The sequence below is a fragment of the Pseudomonas sp. MF09150 genome (assembly GCF_059862355.1).
Genome location: NZ_JCBCUS010000012.1, coordinates 44,894 through 60,310, shown reverse-complemented (window position 1 = coordinate 60,310; position 15,417 = coordinate 44,894). Strand labels below are relative to the sequence as shown.

Here is a 15,417-nt window from a genome sequence, read left to right as displayed (position 1 = left end):
GGCCAGCTCCCCGCCCGGGCAAAACCCCTTGCAAATCAGTCAGCTGGAAAAACGTAGCGGCACTGTGCCCGTTGCAAACTGCACGATCGTTGCCAACGCCTGCGGATATTGCACGACGGGCCTAGCGCCCCTGATCGCCCCGCGCCGCAGTTGGAGGCGTTACGCCGAAGCGACTGCGATAGTCGCTGGGGGTCAGGCCGGTGATTTTCCTGAAGATCGCGCGAAAGGCGCTCGGGTCCTGATAACCCACGGTCCAGGCGATACGGTCGATGGTACCGTTGCTGAACTCGAGCATCTCCCGGGCCTTGCCGACTCGCAGGTGCTGGCAGTATTCGGTCGGTTTGAGGCCGGTGGCGGCACGAAAACGTCGAAGCAAGGTGCGCTCCTCCAGCCCCGCCTGCAGCGCCATGGCCCCCAGGGACACCTCCACCGCGCCATTGCCCTGCAACCAGTGCTGGACCTTGAGGATCGCCGGGTCGCCATGGTTGAGGATCGGCGCGAAATTGCTCCCGCACTGGCTGGCGCTGTCGCTGTGCTCGACCACCAGAAAGCGCGCAGTGCCGGTGGCGATGCTCGGGCCCAGCAGGCGATCCACCAGGCGCAGGCCCAGCTCGGACCAGGCCATCAGCCCGGCCGTGGTGATCAGGTCGCCATCGTCGACGATGGGCTTTTCGGCACTCAGGCGGATCTGCGGGTAACGCTGGGCAAAACTCTTGGCCGAGGTCCAGTGGGTGGTGGCGCTGCGCCCGTCCAGCAGGCCGCTTTCAGCCATCAGGATCGAGCCCACGCAAACGCCGCCGAGGGTGGCACCGGCGGCATGCTGCTCACGCAGCCAGTGAGTCAGCGCGGTGGTCGCCTGGCCTTCGGAAAACCCCGCCAGGGAGGGCGGAATCAATACCGCCACCAGCGCTGAATCAGGGCCCGGGTGGCTGTCATAGACCCGCACCGGCGTCTCATCGAACGAGGCCTGCCAATGGCTGATACGCAGCAACGGCAACTGCTCGCTCTGGTGTTCGGCGGCAATCCGATTGGCCACCCCGAACAGGTCGGTCAAGCCGTGGACCGCGGCCATCTGCGCACCGGGATAGATCAGCACGCCCAGTTCGGCGACCGCACGTTGCATGGCCATTGTCAGTTTTCCCCCTGCTATTGTCGGTGCGGCCAATCCTCGAAAGACCCGCCGGCGCCAATACTGGACGCCATACCCACCTCTGTTCAAGGAAACCCTTATGGCCAAGCAAGCACTGATCCTGATCGATATCCAGAACGACTACTTTCCCCAGGGCAAGTGGCCGTTGGCCGAGGTCGAGGCCGCTGCCGACAATGCCGCCAGGCTGCTGGGCGCCTTTCGCGCAAGCGGCAAACCGGTGATCCATGTGCGCCATGAATTCACCTCGAGCGACGCGCCGTTCTTTGCCCCGGGCTCCGAAGGCGCGCGCCTGCATGCCAAGGTCGCCAGCCAGGGCGACGAACCGGTGGTGCTCAAGCATTTCGTCAATGCGTTCCGCGACACCGAGCTGGAGTCGATTCTCAAGCAACAGGCCATCGAGGAACTGGTGATAGTCGGCAGCATGAGCCACATGTGCATCGATGGCGTTACCCGAGCTGCCGCCGACCTGGGGTACGCCGTCACGGTGATTCACGACGCCTGCGCCACCCGTGACCTGGAGTTCAACGGCCAGGTGATCCCTGCCGCCCAGGTGCATGGGGCGTACATGGCCTCCCTGGCGTTCGCCTATGCCAGCGTGGTCGCGACCGATGAGTACCTGACCGCCAGCCGCTGAAACCCGGCGCGGCTCTGCGCTGAGCCTGCACCACCCCCAAAAAGCCCCGTGGCGTTATGAAGCTGCGGGGTTGGGTGGTTCATAAAAAACAAGAGCTTTATGACTGGCCAAAGAGAGTATTGATTATTATTCTCAACAAGCTAACGAAGCAACTTCCCGTACAACTTCCCCACCCGACAGACAAACCCGTTAAGCGTAGACCTCCGCCGATCAAATATCTTTTAGAGCGGCAACTTCCACTCCTTCCGCATTACCACCCTCACTCGCAACTAAACTCCATATAGCCAAGCATAATAAGGCCTATAACAAACAATAATGACAAATAGCCATTATTGGTTGTTTACCTTGCTATTGATTCATTGACCGGTCTTTTTTCAAAGAGGTTCAAACAGGTTCAACTTTATTTAAAAGCCGGGATAATCGGCGCAAATACCAGTAAATACACAGCAATCGCGCAAAACCTTCGCCCATCCCCAATGCCCCGAAGTCGCTGTTACAAACCATTGAAAAACTCTTGCTCCGGCCTTGCTTGCAAAAGCGCAAGTCGCGTCTAAGTTCATAACTATTATTCAGCCGCATCGCCGACCGATGAAACAGCACAACACCCGACGAGGGCACTCGGTTATTTAAACCACGCTTCAAATACTGCGTTAACTGCTGACACGGAATTCAGTCATAACAATCAAGAGGGACGCTTGATGAAGCGCAGCCATTGGTATCGTGCGTGCTCGCAAAGAGGGTCGGCCGGACTTTTCTGGTTGTCGCTGCTTTGCTTCTGCGGTTTGGTCATCGCCAGCTTCCTGTTGTTCGAACAGCAGATCCAGGAGGCCCTGGCCCATCTGAACCTGTACCTGCCCTCCACCCCCGCGCAGAAATTCAACCTGGCCTTGCTGCTGATCGCCCTGCTGGCGTTCGACGTCGTGCTGCCGGTGCCTTCAAGCATGGTGGCGCTGCTGGCGATTGCCATGCTCGGCAGCCTGGGGGGTTACCTGGTGATTTTCATTGGCCTGTGCCTGGGCGCCGGGCTCGGCTACGCCCTGGGGGCCGGCTATTTTCGGCTGTTGTCCGGCCGCCTGGGCCTGCACCAGCGCCAACCGGGGCAACTGGGCTATCGCCTGGGCACCTTGTCGCTGATCTGCTTGCGCGGCGTGCCGGTACTGGCCGAAACCTCGGTGGTGGCCGCCGGCATGCAAGGTTACCCGCTGCGCTCGTTCCTGCTGGTCACCACCCTGGCCAACGCCGGCCTGGCATTGGCCTACAGCGCCATTGGCAGTTTTCTGGTGGAGCAAAATGCGCTGCTGCTGACCCTGCTCGCCGGCATGCTCCTGCCCGCCCTGTTTATCGCTGCGCGCAGCCTGCTCAAGCCACGCCACGCGGTGGACGCCAACCAGCCACTGCGCGGGCGCTTCGAGGTCAGCTACGACTACCCGGTGCTGTTCACCGACCACCTGTTCGACCCGACCAACCCTTGCCTGCACCAGCAGCTTTGCGCCCAGCATCGCGGGCCGGTGACCGCTCTGGTGTTCGCCGATGAGCAACTGCTGCAAAGCGCCCCCCAGTTGCTGCAACAGATCGACCAGTACTTTGCCGCCCACCCGGACCTGCGCCTGCTGGCCGCGCCGATCGCGGTGCCGGCCGGCGAACTAAGCAAAGACCCACAGGTGCTGCAACAGCTGTACAGCGACATGCTGCAACTGAGCCTGGACCGCCACTGCTACGTGCTGGCCCTGGGCGGTGGCGCAGTGCTGGACGCGGTGGGCTACGCCAGCGCCACCTTTCACCGGGGGATTCGCCTGATCCGCATCCCGACGACGGTGCTGGCGCAGAACGACGCCGGCATCGGGGTCAAGAACGGCATCAATGCCTTCGGCCAGAAAAACCTGCTGGGGGCCTTCTACCCCGCCACGGCGGTGATCAACGACTTCCAGCTGCTCACTAGCCTGACCCGCCGCGACCAGATCGCCGGCCTGGCCGAAGCGGTCAAGGTGGCGCTGATCAAGGACCAGGCGTTTTTCCAGTGGATGGAACAACACGCCGAAGCCCTGGCCACCTTCGAACACAGCGCTAGCCGCTACGCCATCCGCCGCTGCGCCGAGCTGCACCTGGGGCACATCACCGGCGCCGGCGATCCGTTCGAGCGCGGCAATGGCCGACCGCTGGATTACGGGCACTGGGCCGCGCACAAACTGGAAAACCTCAGCCACCACCGGCTGCGCCATGGCGAGGCCGTGGCGGTGGGCATGGCCCTCGACGGTCTGTACGCCAATGCCCTGGGCCTGTTGAGCGATGCCGACAGCGAACGGGTGCTGCGGCTGCTGGTCCAGCTCGGCTTCAACCTGTGCCCGGCGGAGCTGCTGCTCAAGGATGCCCAGGGCCGCGCCCAGGTGCTGATCGGCCTGGAGGAGTTCCGCCAGCACCTGGGCGGGCAACTGTCGATCCCCATGCTCAACCGCATCGGGGGGTCGGTGGACCTGCATGAAATCGACGCGCCGCTGATGGAACAGGCGCTGCTACGGCTGGCTACCGGCAGCGGCCCATTGTTGAGCTTGAGCGAGGGCTGCGCGCAATGAACCTGGCGCCGCACAACCTCAAGACCTGGATGACCCTGGGCCGGGTGTCCAACCTGCCGACGGTGTGGACCAACACCTTGGCCGCCGCCCTGCTGGCCAGCAGCACCAGCGCCCTCGCCCCGCCCTCGTCGCTGGTGTGGATTCTGCTGTTGGCGGCCCTATCCCTGCTGTACCTGGCCGGCATGCTGCTCAACGACCTGCTGGACGCCAACTGGGACCAGCAGCACCACAACCCGCGCCCGATCACCCTGGGGCTGGTGAGCCGCCAGCAAGTGGGCCTGGCCACTGCGTTGCTGCTGGCCCTGGCTGCGGCATCGGTGCTGGGCCTGAGCCAGTTGATCGACGAGCCGCACTGGCTGCTGGGCAGCGCCACCCTGCTGGTGGGCTGCATCCTGGGCTACAACCTGCTGCACAAAAAATACGCCCACAGCGTGTGGCTGATGGGCGCATGCCGCTCGGCCCTGTACCTCACCGCTGCGGCCAGCCTCGCGGTGCCGCCGGAGCCGATCTGGCTGTGTGCGGTGTTGCTTGGCGTGTACATCAGCGGCCTGACCTACCTGGCCCGCCAGGAGCATCGCAACCAACTGATCAGCCGCCTGCCGCTGCTGTTGATGCTGAGCCCCCTGGCACTGGCGATATACGCGGTCAACGCCTGGTTCTGGGCGGTGCTGCTGCTCTGGCTCGGCTGGTTGGGCTGGCATTACTGGCGCCACCTGGCCAACCCCCGGCAACGCCAGGTCCGGGCTTTTATCGGGGCTGGCCTCGCCGCTCTGCCCCTGTTCGATGCGCTGGTGCTGGCGGTGGCCAACCAGCCCATGGGCAGCCTGTTATGCGTCCTGGTGTTTTTCCTGCTCCCACACTTCCAGCGCTGGATCAAACCCACATGAACACCGACCTGAAACCACAGCCATCGGCGGCCCTGGACATGCGCCAGGACTGCCTCGACACCCAGCGCCAACTACTCACCCAGCAGCTTGATGACAACGAGCGGCACTGGTGGCGCCAGGCCCTGGAGCAACTGGCGCAAGGTGCCGATGCCAGCACGGCGGCGCTGTTGAGCAGCCAGTGCAAGCGCCACCTCAAGGAGCGGGCCCTGCCCGGCAGCGGCTGGAGCCTGGTCCAGCTGGCGCGCGCGCTGCTGCTGGCCCAGGCCCTGGAGCAGCAGCCGGCCAGCGAGCAACTGTCCGTTCTGCGCCAGCTGTTTCTGTGGGGGGACGATCAGGAAAAAATCGCCACCCTCAAAGCCCTGGACTGGCTCGACCGCCAGGGGCTCGGCCTGGAGCTGGCGTTGCAGGCCGGGCGCACCAGCAACAGCCAGGTCTTCGCTGCCCTGGCCCTGGACACCCCCTACCCGGCCCGCCACTACAGCGAACGGGCCTTCCACCAATTGCTCTTGAAGGCCCTGGGCATGGGGCTCGACGTGCGCCGCCTGCAAGGCCTCGCGCAACGCCACAGCGTCAGCCTCAACCAGTTGGCCCTGGACCTGCTGGACGAGCAGCTCGCCGCCGGACGCCCGGTGTCTCCCGGGCTGCCCCTGGCGATCGCCTTCGAGCTGCTGAGCCCGGCGCAACGCCAACGCCTGCTGGGCCTGAGCCAGCAGCAACGCTTGCCGGACGAATGGCGCGAGCACCTGCCGCCGCCGGTTTCCTGATCGAACCCACGCCTACCGACTCCCCCTCGACGAGGATTCACCATGCTCAAGTACTTCGACCCGCACATCCATATGGTCAGCCGCACCACCGACGACTATCAGAACATGGCCGCCGCCGGCATCACCGGGGTCATCGAGCCGGCCTTCTGGCAGGGCCAGGCCCGGACCAGCGTCGGCAGCTTCATCGATTATTTCGACACCCTGCTGGGTTGGGAGCGCTTTCGCGCCAGCATGTTCGGCATCCATCACTTCTGCACCATCGGCCTCAACCCCAAGGAGGCCAATGACCTCTCAGTGGCCAACGAGGTGCTGGAGATCCTGCCGCGCTACCTGCTCAAGGACGGCGTGGTGGCCGTCGGCGAGATCGGCTACGACGACATCACCCCCGAGGAAGACCGCTTTCTCGCCGCCCAGCTGCAACTGGCCAAGGAGTTCAACCTGCCTGTGCTGGTGCACACCCCGCACCGCGACAAGATCGGCGGCACCAAGCGCACCCTGGCGGTGATCCGCGAGGTGGGCATCGCCGAGAACCTGGTGATCATCGACCACCTCAACGAACTGACCCTGCCCCTGGTGCTCGACAGCGATTGCTGGCGCGGCCATTCGATCTACCCCAACACCAAGATGTCGGAGCAGCGCATGGTCGCCCTGCTGCAGGAGTACGGCACCGAGAAAATGGTGGTCAACAGCGCCGCCGACTGGGGCATCAGCGACCCGCTGAAAGTGCCGAAAACCGGCCAGGCCATGCTCGCCGCCGGCTTCAGCGAAGCCCAGGTGGAACAGGTGCTGTTTCACAACCCGGTGGATTTCTTCGCCCAGAGCGGGCAGCTGGACAAGGCACTGGTCAGCACCCCGCTGCCCATCGACCAGCGCAAGCAGTGGCAGGAAAACTCGGCCCTGCGCGGCCAGGAGCCGGTGATCAAATGAGCCAGCCCAGGGAATGGACGCCCACCCAGATCGGCTATTGCGGCAACGTGCACCCCACCCCGGAACTGGCCGGGCTGCGGGCCTCGATCGAGTCCGACTTCCAGGGAGTGCGCCGCCTGCGCGGGCTGAGCCAGCAGGACAGCGGTCTGTGGATCAGCGCGCGGGCAGTCGCCGAGCTGCAACAGCCGACGGCACGCCGGCAATTTTTCGAACTGTTGCAACGCAGCGGCCTGTGCCTGACCTCGCTCAATGGCTTCCCCTATGGCCGGTTCCATGAGGGGGCGGTAAAGGCCGAGGTCTACCGCCCGCACTGGGCCGATCCGCAGCGCCTCGACTACAGCCTGCAACTGGCACGGCTGCTGGCCGATGCCCTGCCGCCAGATTGCACCCAGGGGGTGATTTCCAGCGTACCCCTGGGGTATGCCGCGCACTGGAATCAGGCCTTGCAGCACAGTGCCGAACAGCAACTGCGCCAGCTCACGGCGGGCCTGGCCAGGCTGTATCAGGAGAGCGGCAAGAAGATCCGCCTGTGCCTGGAAATGGAGCCCGATTGCGTGCTGGAAAACACCGGCCAGGCCATTGCCTTTTTCCAGCATTGGCAGGCCACCGATCCGCATCAGGAGTACCTGGCGCTGTGCTTCGACGTCTGCCATCAGGCGGTGCTGTTCGAGGATTGCTACCAGTCCCTGCACCGCCTGCAACAGGCCGGCGTCCCGGTGGGCAAGATCCAGCTGTCCAGCGCCATGGTCTGCCAGTTGCCCGCGGCGGAGCATCCACGTCGGGCGGCGGTGGTCCAGGCCCTCGGCGACTTTGCCGAAGTGGTGTACCTGCATCAGGTCAAGGCGCGCGACGTGCAGGGGCGGCTGCGGTCCTGGCCCGACCTGCCCGCCGTATTGCAGGACATCGCCCAGGGCCGGGTCCTGGAAGCCGAACTGCGTATCCACTTCCACGTGCCGCTGTTCAGTGAGCAATTGCTGTTGCCGGAGCTCAGCGGCAGCCAGGACGCGCTGGCCCAGACCTTCGATTACCTGGCCGAGCATCCAGCGCTGCGCCCAGTGCTTGAGGTCGAGACCTACAGCTGGGGCGTGCTGCCGCAGCCGCTGCGCCCGGACAGCGCCGCGGCGCAGTTGCAGGGCATCGCCCGCGAGCTGCAATGGGTCGAGGAGCAACTGCGGGCCAGGCAACTGCTGCAAACCCACCCACGCCCGCTGGAGGTGGCCCATGGCCGCTGAAGCTCCGCGCCAACCGCTGCTGCTGATCAACGTGGTCGGGCTGACCCCGGGGTTGCTCGGGGCTGCCACGCCACGCATCAATCAACTGCTGCAGCGCGGGCAGATGACCCGTTTGCAGCCGGTGTTCCCGGCCGTGACCTCGACGGTGCAAGCCTCGATCCTCACCGGGACAACGCCATCGGAGCACGGGATTGTCGGCAACGGCTGGTACTTTCGCGACCAGGCCGAGGTGCGTTTCTGGCTGCAGCCCAACGGGCTGATCCAGGGGGAAAAAGTCTGGCAGGTGCTGCAACGGGAGATCCCCGGGTTTCGCTGCAGCCAGCTGTTCTGGTGGTTCAATATGTACGCCGAGGTTTCGGCCGCCATCACCCCGCGCCCGCACTACCCGGCCGACGGGCGCAAGGTGTTCGGCCTGTACTCCGATCCGCCCGGGCTGCACGAGGCCATCGAACAGCAGATCGGCGAGTTCCCGTTCCATGGCTTCTGGGGGCCGGCGGCGGGCATTGCCTCCAGCCGCTGGATCGTCGACTGCGCCATGGCCGAGTTCCAGATCAACCGTCCGGACCTGCAACTGGTCTACCTGCCCCACCTGGATTACGGCCTGCAACGCCTGGGGCCGGAGCACCCGGCCATGGCCGATGAATTGTGCGCCATCGACCACGAAGTCGGGCGCCTGCTGGACTTTGCCGAGCAACAGGGCGCGTCGGTGATGCTGTTGTCCGAGTACGGCATCGAGCCGGTGCAGCAATCGGTCTCGCTGAACCGGCTGCTGCGCTCGGAAGGCTTGCTCCAGGTCCGCCAGTCGCTGTCCTGGGAACTGCTCGACCCCGGCGCCAGCGCGGCCTTTGCCGTGGCCGACCATCAGGTCGCGCATATCTACATCCGCCGCGCCCAGGACGTGGCCCGGGTCAAGGCCCTGTTGCAGCGCCAGCCCGGCGTCGAGCAGGTGCTGGATAAAACCGAACAAAGGGCCTGGCACCTGGACCACCCGCGCAGCGGCGAGCTGGTGGTGGTGGCCGCTGCCGGCTACTGGTTCGATTACTACTACTGGCTGGACGACCGTAAGGCGCCGGACTTCGCCCGTACCGTGGACATCCACCGCAAGCCCGGCTACGACCCGCTGGAGATGTTCATCGACCCGGCCATCCGCTGGCCCAAGCTGAAAATCGCCCGCCGCCTGCTGCAGAAGAAACTCGGCTTTCGCTACTACATGGACCTGATCCCACTGGACACGCGGATGGTCCGCGGCAGCCATGGCCGCCTGCCCGACAGCCCACAGAGCAGCCCGCTGCTCATCACCGATTGCGACCTGGCGCTACCGGAGCAACTTCCGGTCACGGCAGTCAAGCAACTGCTCCTGCAGTACTTCCTGGGGCGCCCATACCACGACAAGGCCAATGCCAAGGAGCTTCCATGCGGCGAGCCATCTCCATAACCGTTCTCAGTGCACTCGCCGGGTTGGCGCAGGCACAGAACGCCACTCCCTATGACTGCGGTAATTTCCTCACGTACGGAGCCAACCCCAGCCAGACCAAGGCCAACTTTTTGCAAAGTCCGGAAACCCAGGCCTGGAACTGGTTTGTCTGCCTCAACCAGCCTTCGGCCCAGGGCAGCCCGAACCGGGTCTGGGAAGGGTTCAAGCCGTCGGACCAGGTGTACCTGGCCAACGGCGCCCAGCCCAAACCCTATCTGCCGCAGCAGCCGACGCCCATGGCGATCCAGGCCCAGGCGCAAAAACTGGGGATGAACCCCAACCGGGTGTTCCAGAACCTGGACAGCACACAACAGGTGGACGGCCTGATCCTGCAAATGGGCAACCAGGTGCCGGCAGCACAACGCGGCCAGCCGGTGCGCTTTCACATCCTCATGGGCCAGGACACGTTCAACTACATCCTCAATAAAAAGATCTACAACGTGAACGGCCAGGCCGCCCTGACCGGCAACCTGGACTTCCCGAGCACCGCCTGGGAGCTGAAAACCTCGTGGATCTGGATCGGCACCGATGCCGCCTTCAAGCAGAAGCTGGAGAACGATGGCTACTACATCATCCAGGCCTACTACCCGGACAAGAACCAGTACCAGGTCGGGTACGCCGCCCTCAGCGGCATGCACGTCATCAACAAGCTGAGCGCCAACTGGGTGTGGACCACCTTCGAAAACGTCAACAACAGCAAGTACACCGTGACCAATGCCGTACCGGCCACGCCGATGACCAACACCACCGGCCCGACCCCGGCGGCCAAGCCGGTGAACCTGAGTTTCCAGGCCACCTACCCCGGGCTGTCGAAGTACGAACTGATCGGCGTCGAGTTCCAGCCGGTGACCCAGGTGCTGGCCAACTCGCAGTTGGAGTCGGCGTTCCAGAGCACCTCGTCGTGCCTGGCCTGCCACAGCACCGCCGCCTACTCGAACCAGAAGGGTTACTTCAATTTCGCCCTGAAAGAACAGGGTGGCATCGTTTACCCGACCACTCCGCTGCCGGACTCGGCGTATGCCGGTTACAAAAAACTGGATTTTGTCTGGTCGCTCAAACGCGCCCAGTGGCAACGCTAAGGAGCATGACATGAGCGTATTGAACTTCCCCCGCATCTACCTCAACGGCCACATGTTCTGGAACCCGCCAACGGCCAACAACAACGACGTGTTCCCGCTGTACGACGCGGTGAAGATGGACATGAACTGGCCGTTCCTGAAGTACTACGACGTCACCCCGCAAAACGCCCCGACCGCGCTGATGCCGTGGTCGATCCGGCCGCTGGCGTACAACCAGGTCCCGGATTACGTGCTGCAGGTGCCGACCAACGCCAACCCGAAAACCTACCCCTTCATGCCCGCCGAATGGGACCTGTTCGGCGACAACGCCTGCGGCACCGTGACCCACAAGGACACGCGCTCGGTGGTGGTGGGCGGCGAGTTGCAGGCCAACAATTACATCCTCCAGGACGCCCTGGTCAGCAAGAACTACCAGTTGCAGGGCAACCCCTTTGGCGGCAGCGAGCCCAGTGCCGCGCGTTTTGTCGATGTCAGCCCCTGGCAAAACACCTTCACCGCGCTGTATTTCGACAAGCTGGTGCTGGGCGACGCCCAATGCGGCCTGACGCTCAACCGCCAGTACCGGATGCTCGATCGCTTCCTCAACTTCAACTGGGGCGCGTTCGGTGGCTTGAGTACCGTGACCACCACCTGGCAGACCTGCTTTCCCAAGGAAAACCTGCAATGGGTCATCGGCAACTCGGTACTGCTGAAAAACCTCCAGCAGCAAATGACCCAGCAGGGCGCCAAGGGCCTGATGTTCCGCTTCTCGACCTACCTGACCTTCTACGACAAAAACGGCGTCTTCAACGACTTCCCGCCGATCAACACCCACTCCCATGCTCCTGCGGACATGGAAAAGGTGCGGGTGATGTATGAGAAAGGGCTGAACAACGTCGCCGATATTTTCTTCAACCCGGCCTACAGCCGCACCGCCGGCACCCTTGGGCTGTGGTTTGCCGACGAGTTCCCCACGGCCCCCGGCGGCCGGCGCCTGATGCCCGCCAGCGCAGTGCCGGTGTACAAGAAAACCCCAGGTGACACCCAGCCGTCGAGCACCCAGCTGGGGGTGATTTCAGCCCAGATCAACCCGGGAGTGTTGTCCCTGGACCTGTCCAACGGCTTCCCGTTCTACCCGGTCGACCCCAGCGCCCCGATCGCCAAGGCGGAACGCTTCAACGCCGGCAACTACACAGTGGGGGTGCAGTTGAACGGCAAGTACCAGCCCCTGGCCCAGTTCGGCTTCGAGCAGTACAACCAGGCCGCCTTCGATAAACGCTCGGGCCTGCTTGACCTGCCAATCAACAGCGGGCAACAGAGCGCCCTGGAGAACGGCTCGCTGCTGTTGCAACTGCAAGGCGCCACGCCCGTGGTCGCCGCCGCTCAGCGCAAGTGGACCGCCGAGGTCATCGAGAGCGGCAGTTTCATTGATGTGGGCGATCACAAAACCCTGCAGATCATGGTGCAGCAGGATGGCGTCCCGGCCCCGGCCGGCACCGTGTTGTGGGTCGCCGAGTACGGCAACGCCTACATGATCACCACCAGCAACTACTACCTGGCGTTCAGCAACCCGGCCAACTTCACCCTGTTCTATGACAACCCGAGCAATCGCAACCTGAACCAGCCCAACCTGCCACAGTTCACCGACACGCCACCGATTGCCAATCAGTTGGCCACCGGCAGCGGGCGACGCCTGACCGCACTGCTCAAGGCAGACGCCAGCAGCAACGCGGTGCCACCTGGCACCCCCATCAGCTATCAGCAGTACCTGAGCAAGCCGACCGCGATCAATCTGCGTCCGTGCCTGGCCTTCGATGAGCCGTTTGCCAGGAGTGGCAACCTGCGCGACACCCCCGGTGGCGGGCTGATCAACTACTCCATCACTAAAATCCGCACTGACGCCAGAGGCATCGCGCAACTGGGAATGCGCGCCGTGGCACCGGGGTTTCCGACCCTGCGTTTCTTCCTGCAAGAAGGCGCGAGCGCGCCACAGGTGCCCTTCAGCTTCGACTACACCGGGGGCTACGCCGACTTCCTCGCGCCCTTGCGCGTGCTGCCGATGGAGCCGCAATTGCAGCAAAACTTCATCAACTACTGGAACTCCATCTACAAGAGCGAAAACGCCAGCCAGCTGCTGTGGAACAACTTCATCTACGCGCAGATCCTGCAGCCCTTCTATTACCTGTACCCGATCATGAACAAGTTCATGCCGCTCAACTCCCAGACCCGGGTCGAAGGCGCCATCGACCAATTGATCGTGCTGATCAGCAAGCCGTATCAGGAAGAAAGCACGCTCTCGATGCCCATCACCCGCGACATGTCGCAAAGCCGGCGGGCGATTCTCGAGCTGTGGGCCCAGGCCCTGGTCAAGCGCAACTACCCGCCCATCCCCCTGAGCATGAGTGACTTCAACACCCTCAACTGACAGCCAACGCATCACGCAGGAACGCCGGGTGACACCCTCACCCGGCACTTCAAGGGAGTGTCTTATGAACGCCAGCTTCTTTACCCGGCTGCTGTTGCCGACCCTGCTTATCAGCTCGCCGCTGTTCGCCCAGGACGATAGCCCCGCCGTGTACTTCACCAACGGGGTGCACAACACCCTGGGGTGCAATGCCAAAAACGGCAACTGCGTCGCCCCCCGTGCGCCCACCGATCCCAGCGATCCGTTCTTCCCGGCCTATTGGATCAGCGACTGGACCATGTACCGGGTGATGACCAACTACCAGAACAACCCGCCGCCCTACAGCTCGCCGCCCAGCACCCTGAAACCTTCGGACTACACCGTGTCCAAGGGCACCAGCTACTACGACACCGGCTACCTGCCGCCCGATGGCGACGGTTACGGCGCGATGTTCGAGCACTACGAGAAGTACTGCCTGCCGATCTTCCCGATCAAGAACAACAACTACAGCTGCACCTTCGTCTCCCTGGGCAACAAGGCGTATTTCCTGACCTACGACGATCGCCCCAAGGACATGCCGGCCTGTTGCAGTTTTTCGCCGATGAACCACCCGCCGCGCCAGGACTTCGTGCAGCACCTGCCCTACAGCCCCAGCCGCAGCCAGAACCTCAAGGGCAGCGTGCAGGCCTACGCCCTGGACCTGGATTCGCCCCAGGGACCGATCCTGTTCGGCTATGCCTTCAACAAGGCGCAGACCGGCACGCCGCCCTACCGCAAGCCGCAGTCGTTCTTTTTCTCCGGGGACGCCAGCGTCGCCAACGCCCCCATCGTCAGCCAGAACTACGTCAACTTTCGCATAGAGAAACCCAACCCGGCCAAGACCTGGGACCAGGTCGCAGCCATGTGCCCAAGCAACCCGCCACCCTGCCAATTGTTCGAGCCGCCTACCGGCCAGAGCAACGGCAAATCGGCGCAGTGGAACAAGTTGATGCAACGCCAACCCTGACAATGACGAAGGATCGCCATGAACACTTTTCCGCGCTTTAGCCTGATCTTGCTCGGCCTGCTCAGCCTGCCCGCCGTTGCCCGGGAGCAGCCGGCCCAGACCACCTCGGGCATCGACCTCTCATGCCAGCCACCCAGCGTCGTGCCCATCGCCGACGCCAGCCAGGATGCGTTCGATCGCTACAGCTGGCAGATGTTTGTCGCCCTGAGCTGGCCCGCCAAGGCCGGAGCCCGGGGCCAGCCCGATTGCTCGGCGGCCCTGGGCGCCCCTGGCCCGACCGTGTGGCAAACCTACAAAAACGTCGATGAAATCTTCCTCCCCGGCGCCAAGCCGCCCGGACCGTGGAACTCGGCGTTGCAGGCCAAGCGCCTGCGGCTGATCAACATTGCCGCGCTGAAGAACAACACCGTCGTGCACTCTGACAATCAAGCGGTCGGCGGCTGGCTGATCGACCAGAACGGCAAACCCACCTATTACGAACTGGCCGCCAACGAGGCCTCCTACAACTACATCGTCGCCAACGACTTCTACAACGCCGACATCGTGTCCAAGGCCAGCAACATCAAGTTTCCCAGTGCGACCAGCGAGATCAAATCCAGCTGGCGCATCCTGACCGCCCAGGACGATGCCAGCCGCTACCTGCAAATGCCCGCCATGGTCACCCAGTTCAACGACCAGGGCGTCCCGGACGGTACCACCCAGGTCAACCTGGGACTGGTCGGCCTGCACATCATCACCAAGGCGCCGGGTTATCCGCAGTGGATCTGGTCGACCTTCGAGCAGGTCGACAACGTTCCCCCCAAGGTCCTGGTCGAGGGCAAATGGGTCAATCAGCCGGCGCCGGGGGTCAAGTACTCCTATTTCAACGCCGGCGCCCCCGCCGACAGCCTCAACCAGTCGCCTTGCAACTGGACCCTGCAGGATGGCCACCAGGTGTGCCAGCCCAAACCCGGAACCAGCTTCACCACGCCCAATCCGCTGGACCGGTTCACGCCCCTGACCCCGGCTACCGTAACCCTCAACAGTCAGTTCCAGGCCGCTGCGCAAGTGCAATCGACGGTGTTCAAGTATTACCAGCTGGTGACCACCCAATGGCCCAGCGACCCGAGCAACCCCAGCAATCCCCAGGGTTCGCCGACGCCGGCCCTGGCCGCCAACGTGACCATGGAAAGCTATATCCAGCCCAACAGCAGCTGCACCGATTGCCACTCCAAGGCCACCCCGATCAACAGCCGCTTCAAGGCGGACTTCTCCTACCTGTTCAAATTCGCCAAGGCACCCGCAGGCACTTCCATCAAGGATGAGGAATAG

General features: G+C 63.6%; 12 protein-coding genes. 11 read left to right on the top strand and 1 reads right to left on the bottom strand.

The window, feature by feature from the left end:
• Nucleotides 1-121 precede the first annotated feature (121 nt).
• The gene (locus AC19YX_RS30695) at nucleotides 122-1,129 is read right to left on the bottom strand and encodes a GlxA family transcriptional regulator (protein WP_500607732.1); all 1,008 of its coding nucleotides are present in this window, start codon (nucleotides 1,127-1,129) and stop codon (nucleotides 122-124) included.
• 100 nt (nucleotides 1,130-1,229) lie between these two features.
• Between AC19YX_RS30695 and AC19YX_RS30690 the strand changes: the two genes are divergently transcribed.
• The 11 genes from AC19YX_RS30690 (at nucleotide 1,230) to AC19YX_RS30640 (ending at nucleotide 15,417) form a co-directional block, all read left to right on the top strand.
• Entirely contained in the window at nucleotides 1,230-1,784 is a 555-nt protein-coding gene (locus AC19YX_RS30690) for a cysteine hydrolase family protein (protein ID WP_500607731.1), read from the top strand.
• A 698-nt stretch (nucleotides 1,785-2,482) separates the two neighbouring features.
• The gene (locus AC19YX_RS30685) at nucleotides 2,483-4,354 is read left to right on the top strand and encodes a 3-dehydroquinate synthase (protein WP_500607730.1); all 1,872 of its coding nucleotides are present in this window, start codon (nucleotides 2,483-2,485) and stop codon (nucleotides 4,352-4,354) included.
• Nucleotides 4,351-5,241 carry a UbiA family prenyltransferase gene (locus tag AC19YX_RS30680; protein ID WP_078471578.1) on the top strand — a complete coding sequence of 297 codons (891 nt, stop codon included), beginning with the start codon at nucleotides 4,351-4,353 and terminating at the stop codon, nucleotides 5,239-5,241. Before AC19YX_RS30685 ends, AC19YX_RS30680 begins: the two co-directional genes overlap by 4 nt.
• Complete coding sequence (locus AC19YX_RS30675) at nucleotides 5,238-6,005, top strand: EboA domain-containing protein (protein WP_500607729.1); 768 nt, start codon at nucleotides 5,238-5,240, stop codon at nucleotides 6,003-6,005. Before AC19YX_RS30680 ends, AC19YX_RS30675 begins: the two co-directional genes overlap by 4 nt.
• Before the next feature lie 42 nt (nucleotides 6,006-6,047).
• The gene (locus AC19YX_RS30670; RefSeq protein ID WP_020297869.1) at nucleotides 6,048-6,932 is read left to right on the top strand and encodes a TatD family hydrolase; all 885 of its coding nucleotides are present in this window, start codon (nucleotides 6,048-6,050) and stop codon (nucleotides 6,930-6,932) included.
• Entirely contained in the window at nucleotides 6,929-8,164 is a 1,236-nt protein-coding gene (gene eboE / locus AC19YX_RS30665; protein ID WP_500607728.1) for a metabolite traffic protein EboE, read from the top strand. Before AC19YX_RS30670 ends, eboE begins: the two co-directional genes overlap by 4 nt.
• A complete protein-coding gene (locus AC19YX_RS30660) occupies nucleotides 8,154-9,599 on the top strand; it encodes an alkaline phosphatase family protein (protein ID WP_500607727.1) in 1,446 nt (481 codons plus the stop codon). The genes eboE and AC19YX_RS30660 overlap by 11 nt, the downstream gene beginning before the upstream one ends.
• Entirely contained in the window at nucleotides 9,578-10,717 is a 1,140-nt protein-coding gene (locus AC19YX_RS30655; RefSeq protein ID WP_500607726.1) for a hypothetical protein, read from the top strand. Before AC19YX_RS30660 ends, AC19YX_RS30655 begins: the two co-directional genes overlap by 22 nt.
• A gap of 10 nt (nucleotides 10,718-10,727) precedes the next feature.
• Nucleotides 10,728-13,121, top strand: a complete 2,394-nt coding sequence (locus AC19YX_RS30650; protein ID WP_500607725.1) for a hypothetical protein — start codon at nucleotides 10,728-10,730, stop codon at nucleotides 13,119-13,121.
• A gap of 64 nt (nucleotides 13,122-13,185) precedes the next feature.
• A complete protein-coding gene (locus AC19YX_RS30645) occupies nucleotides 13,186-14,106 on the top strand; it encodes a hypothetical protein (RefSeq protein WP_500607724.1) in 921 nt (306 codons plus the stop codon).
• An 18-nt stretch (nucleotides 14,107-14,124) separates the two neighbouring features.
• Nucleotides 14,125-15,417 carry a hypothetical protein gene (locus AC19YX_RS30640; RefSeq protein ID WP_500607723.1) on the top strand — a complete coding sequence of 431 codons (1,293 nt, stop codon included), beginning with the start codon at nucleotides 14,125-14,127 and terminating at the stop codon, nucleotides 15,415-15,417.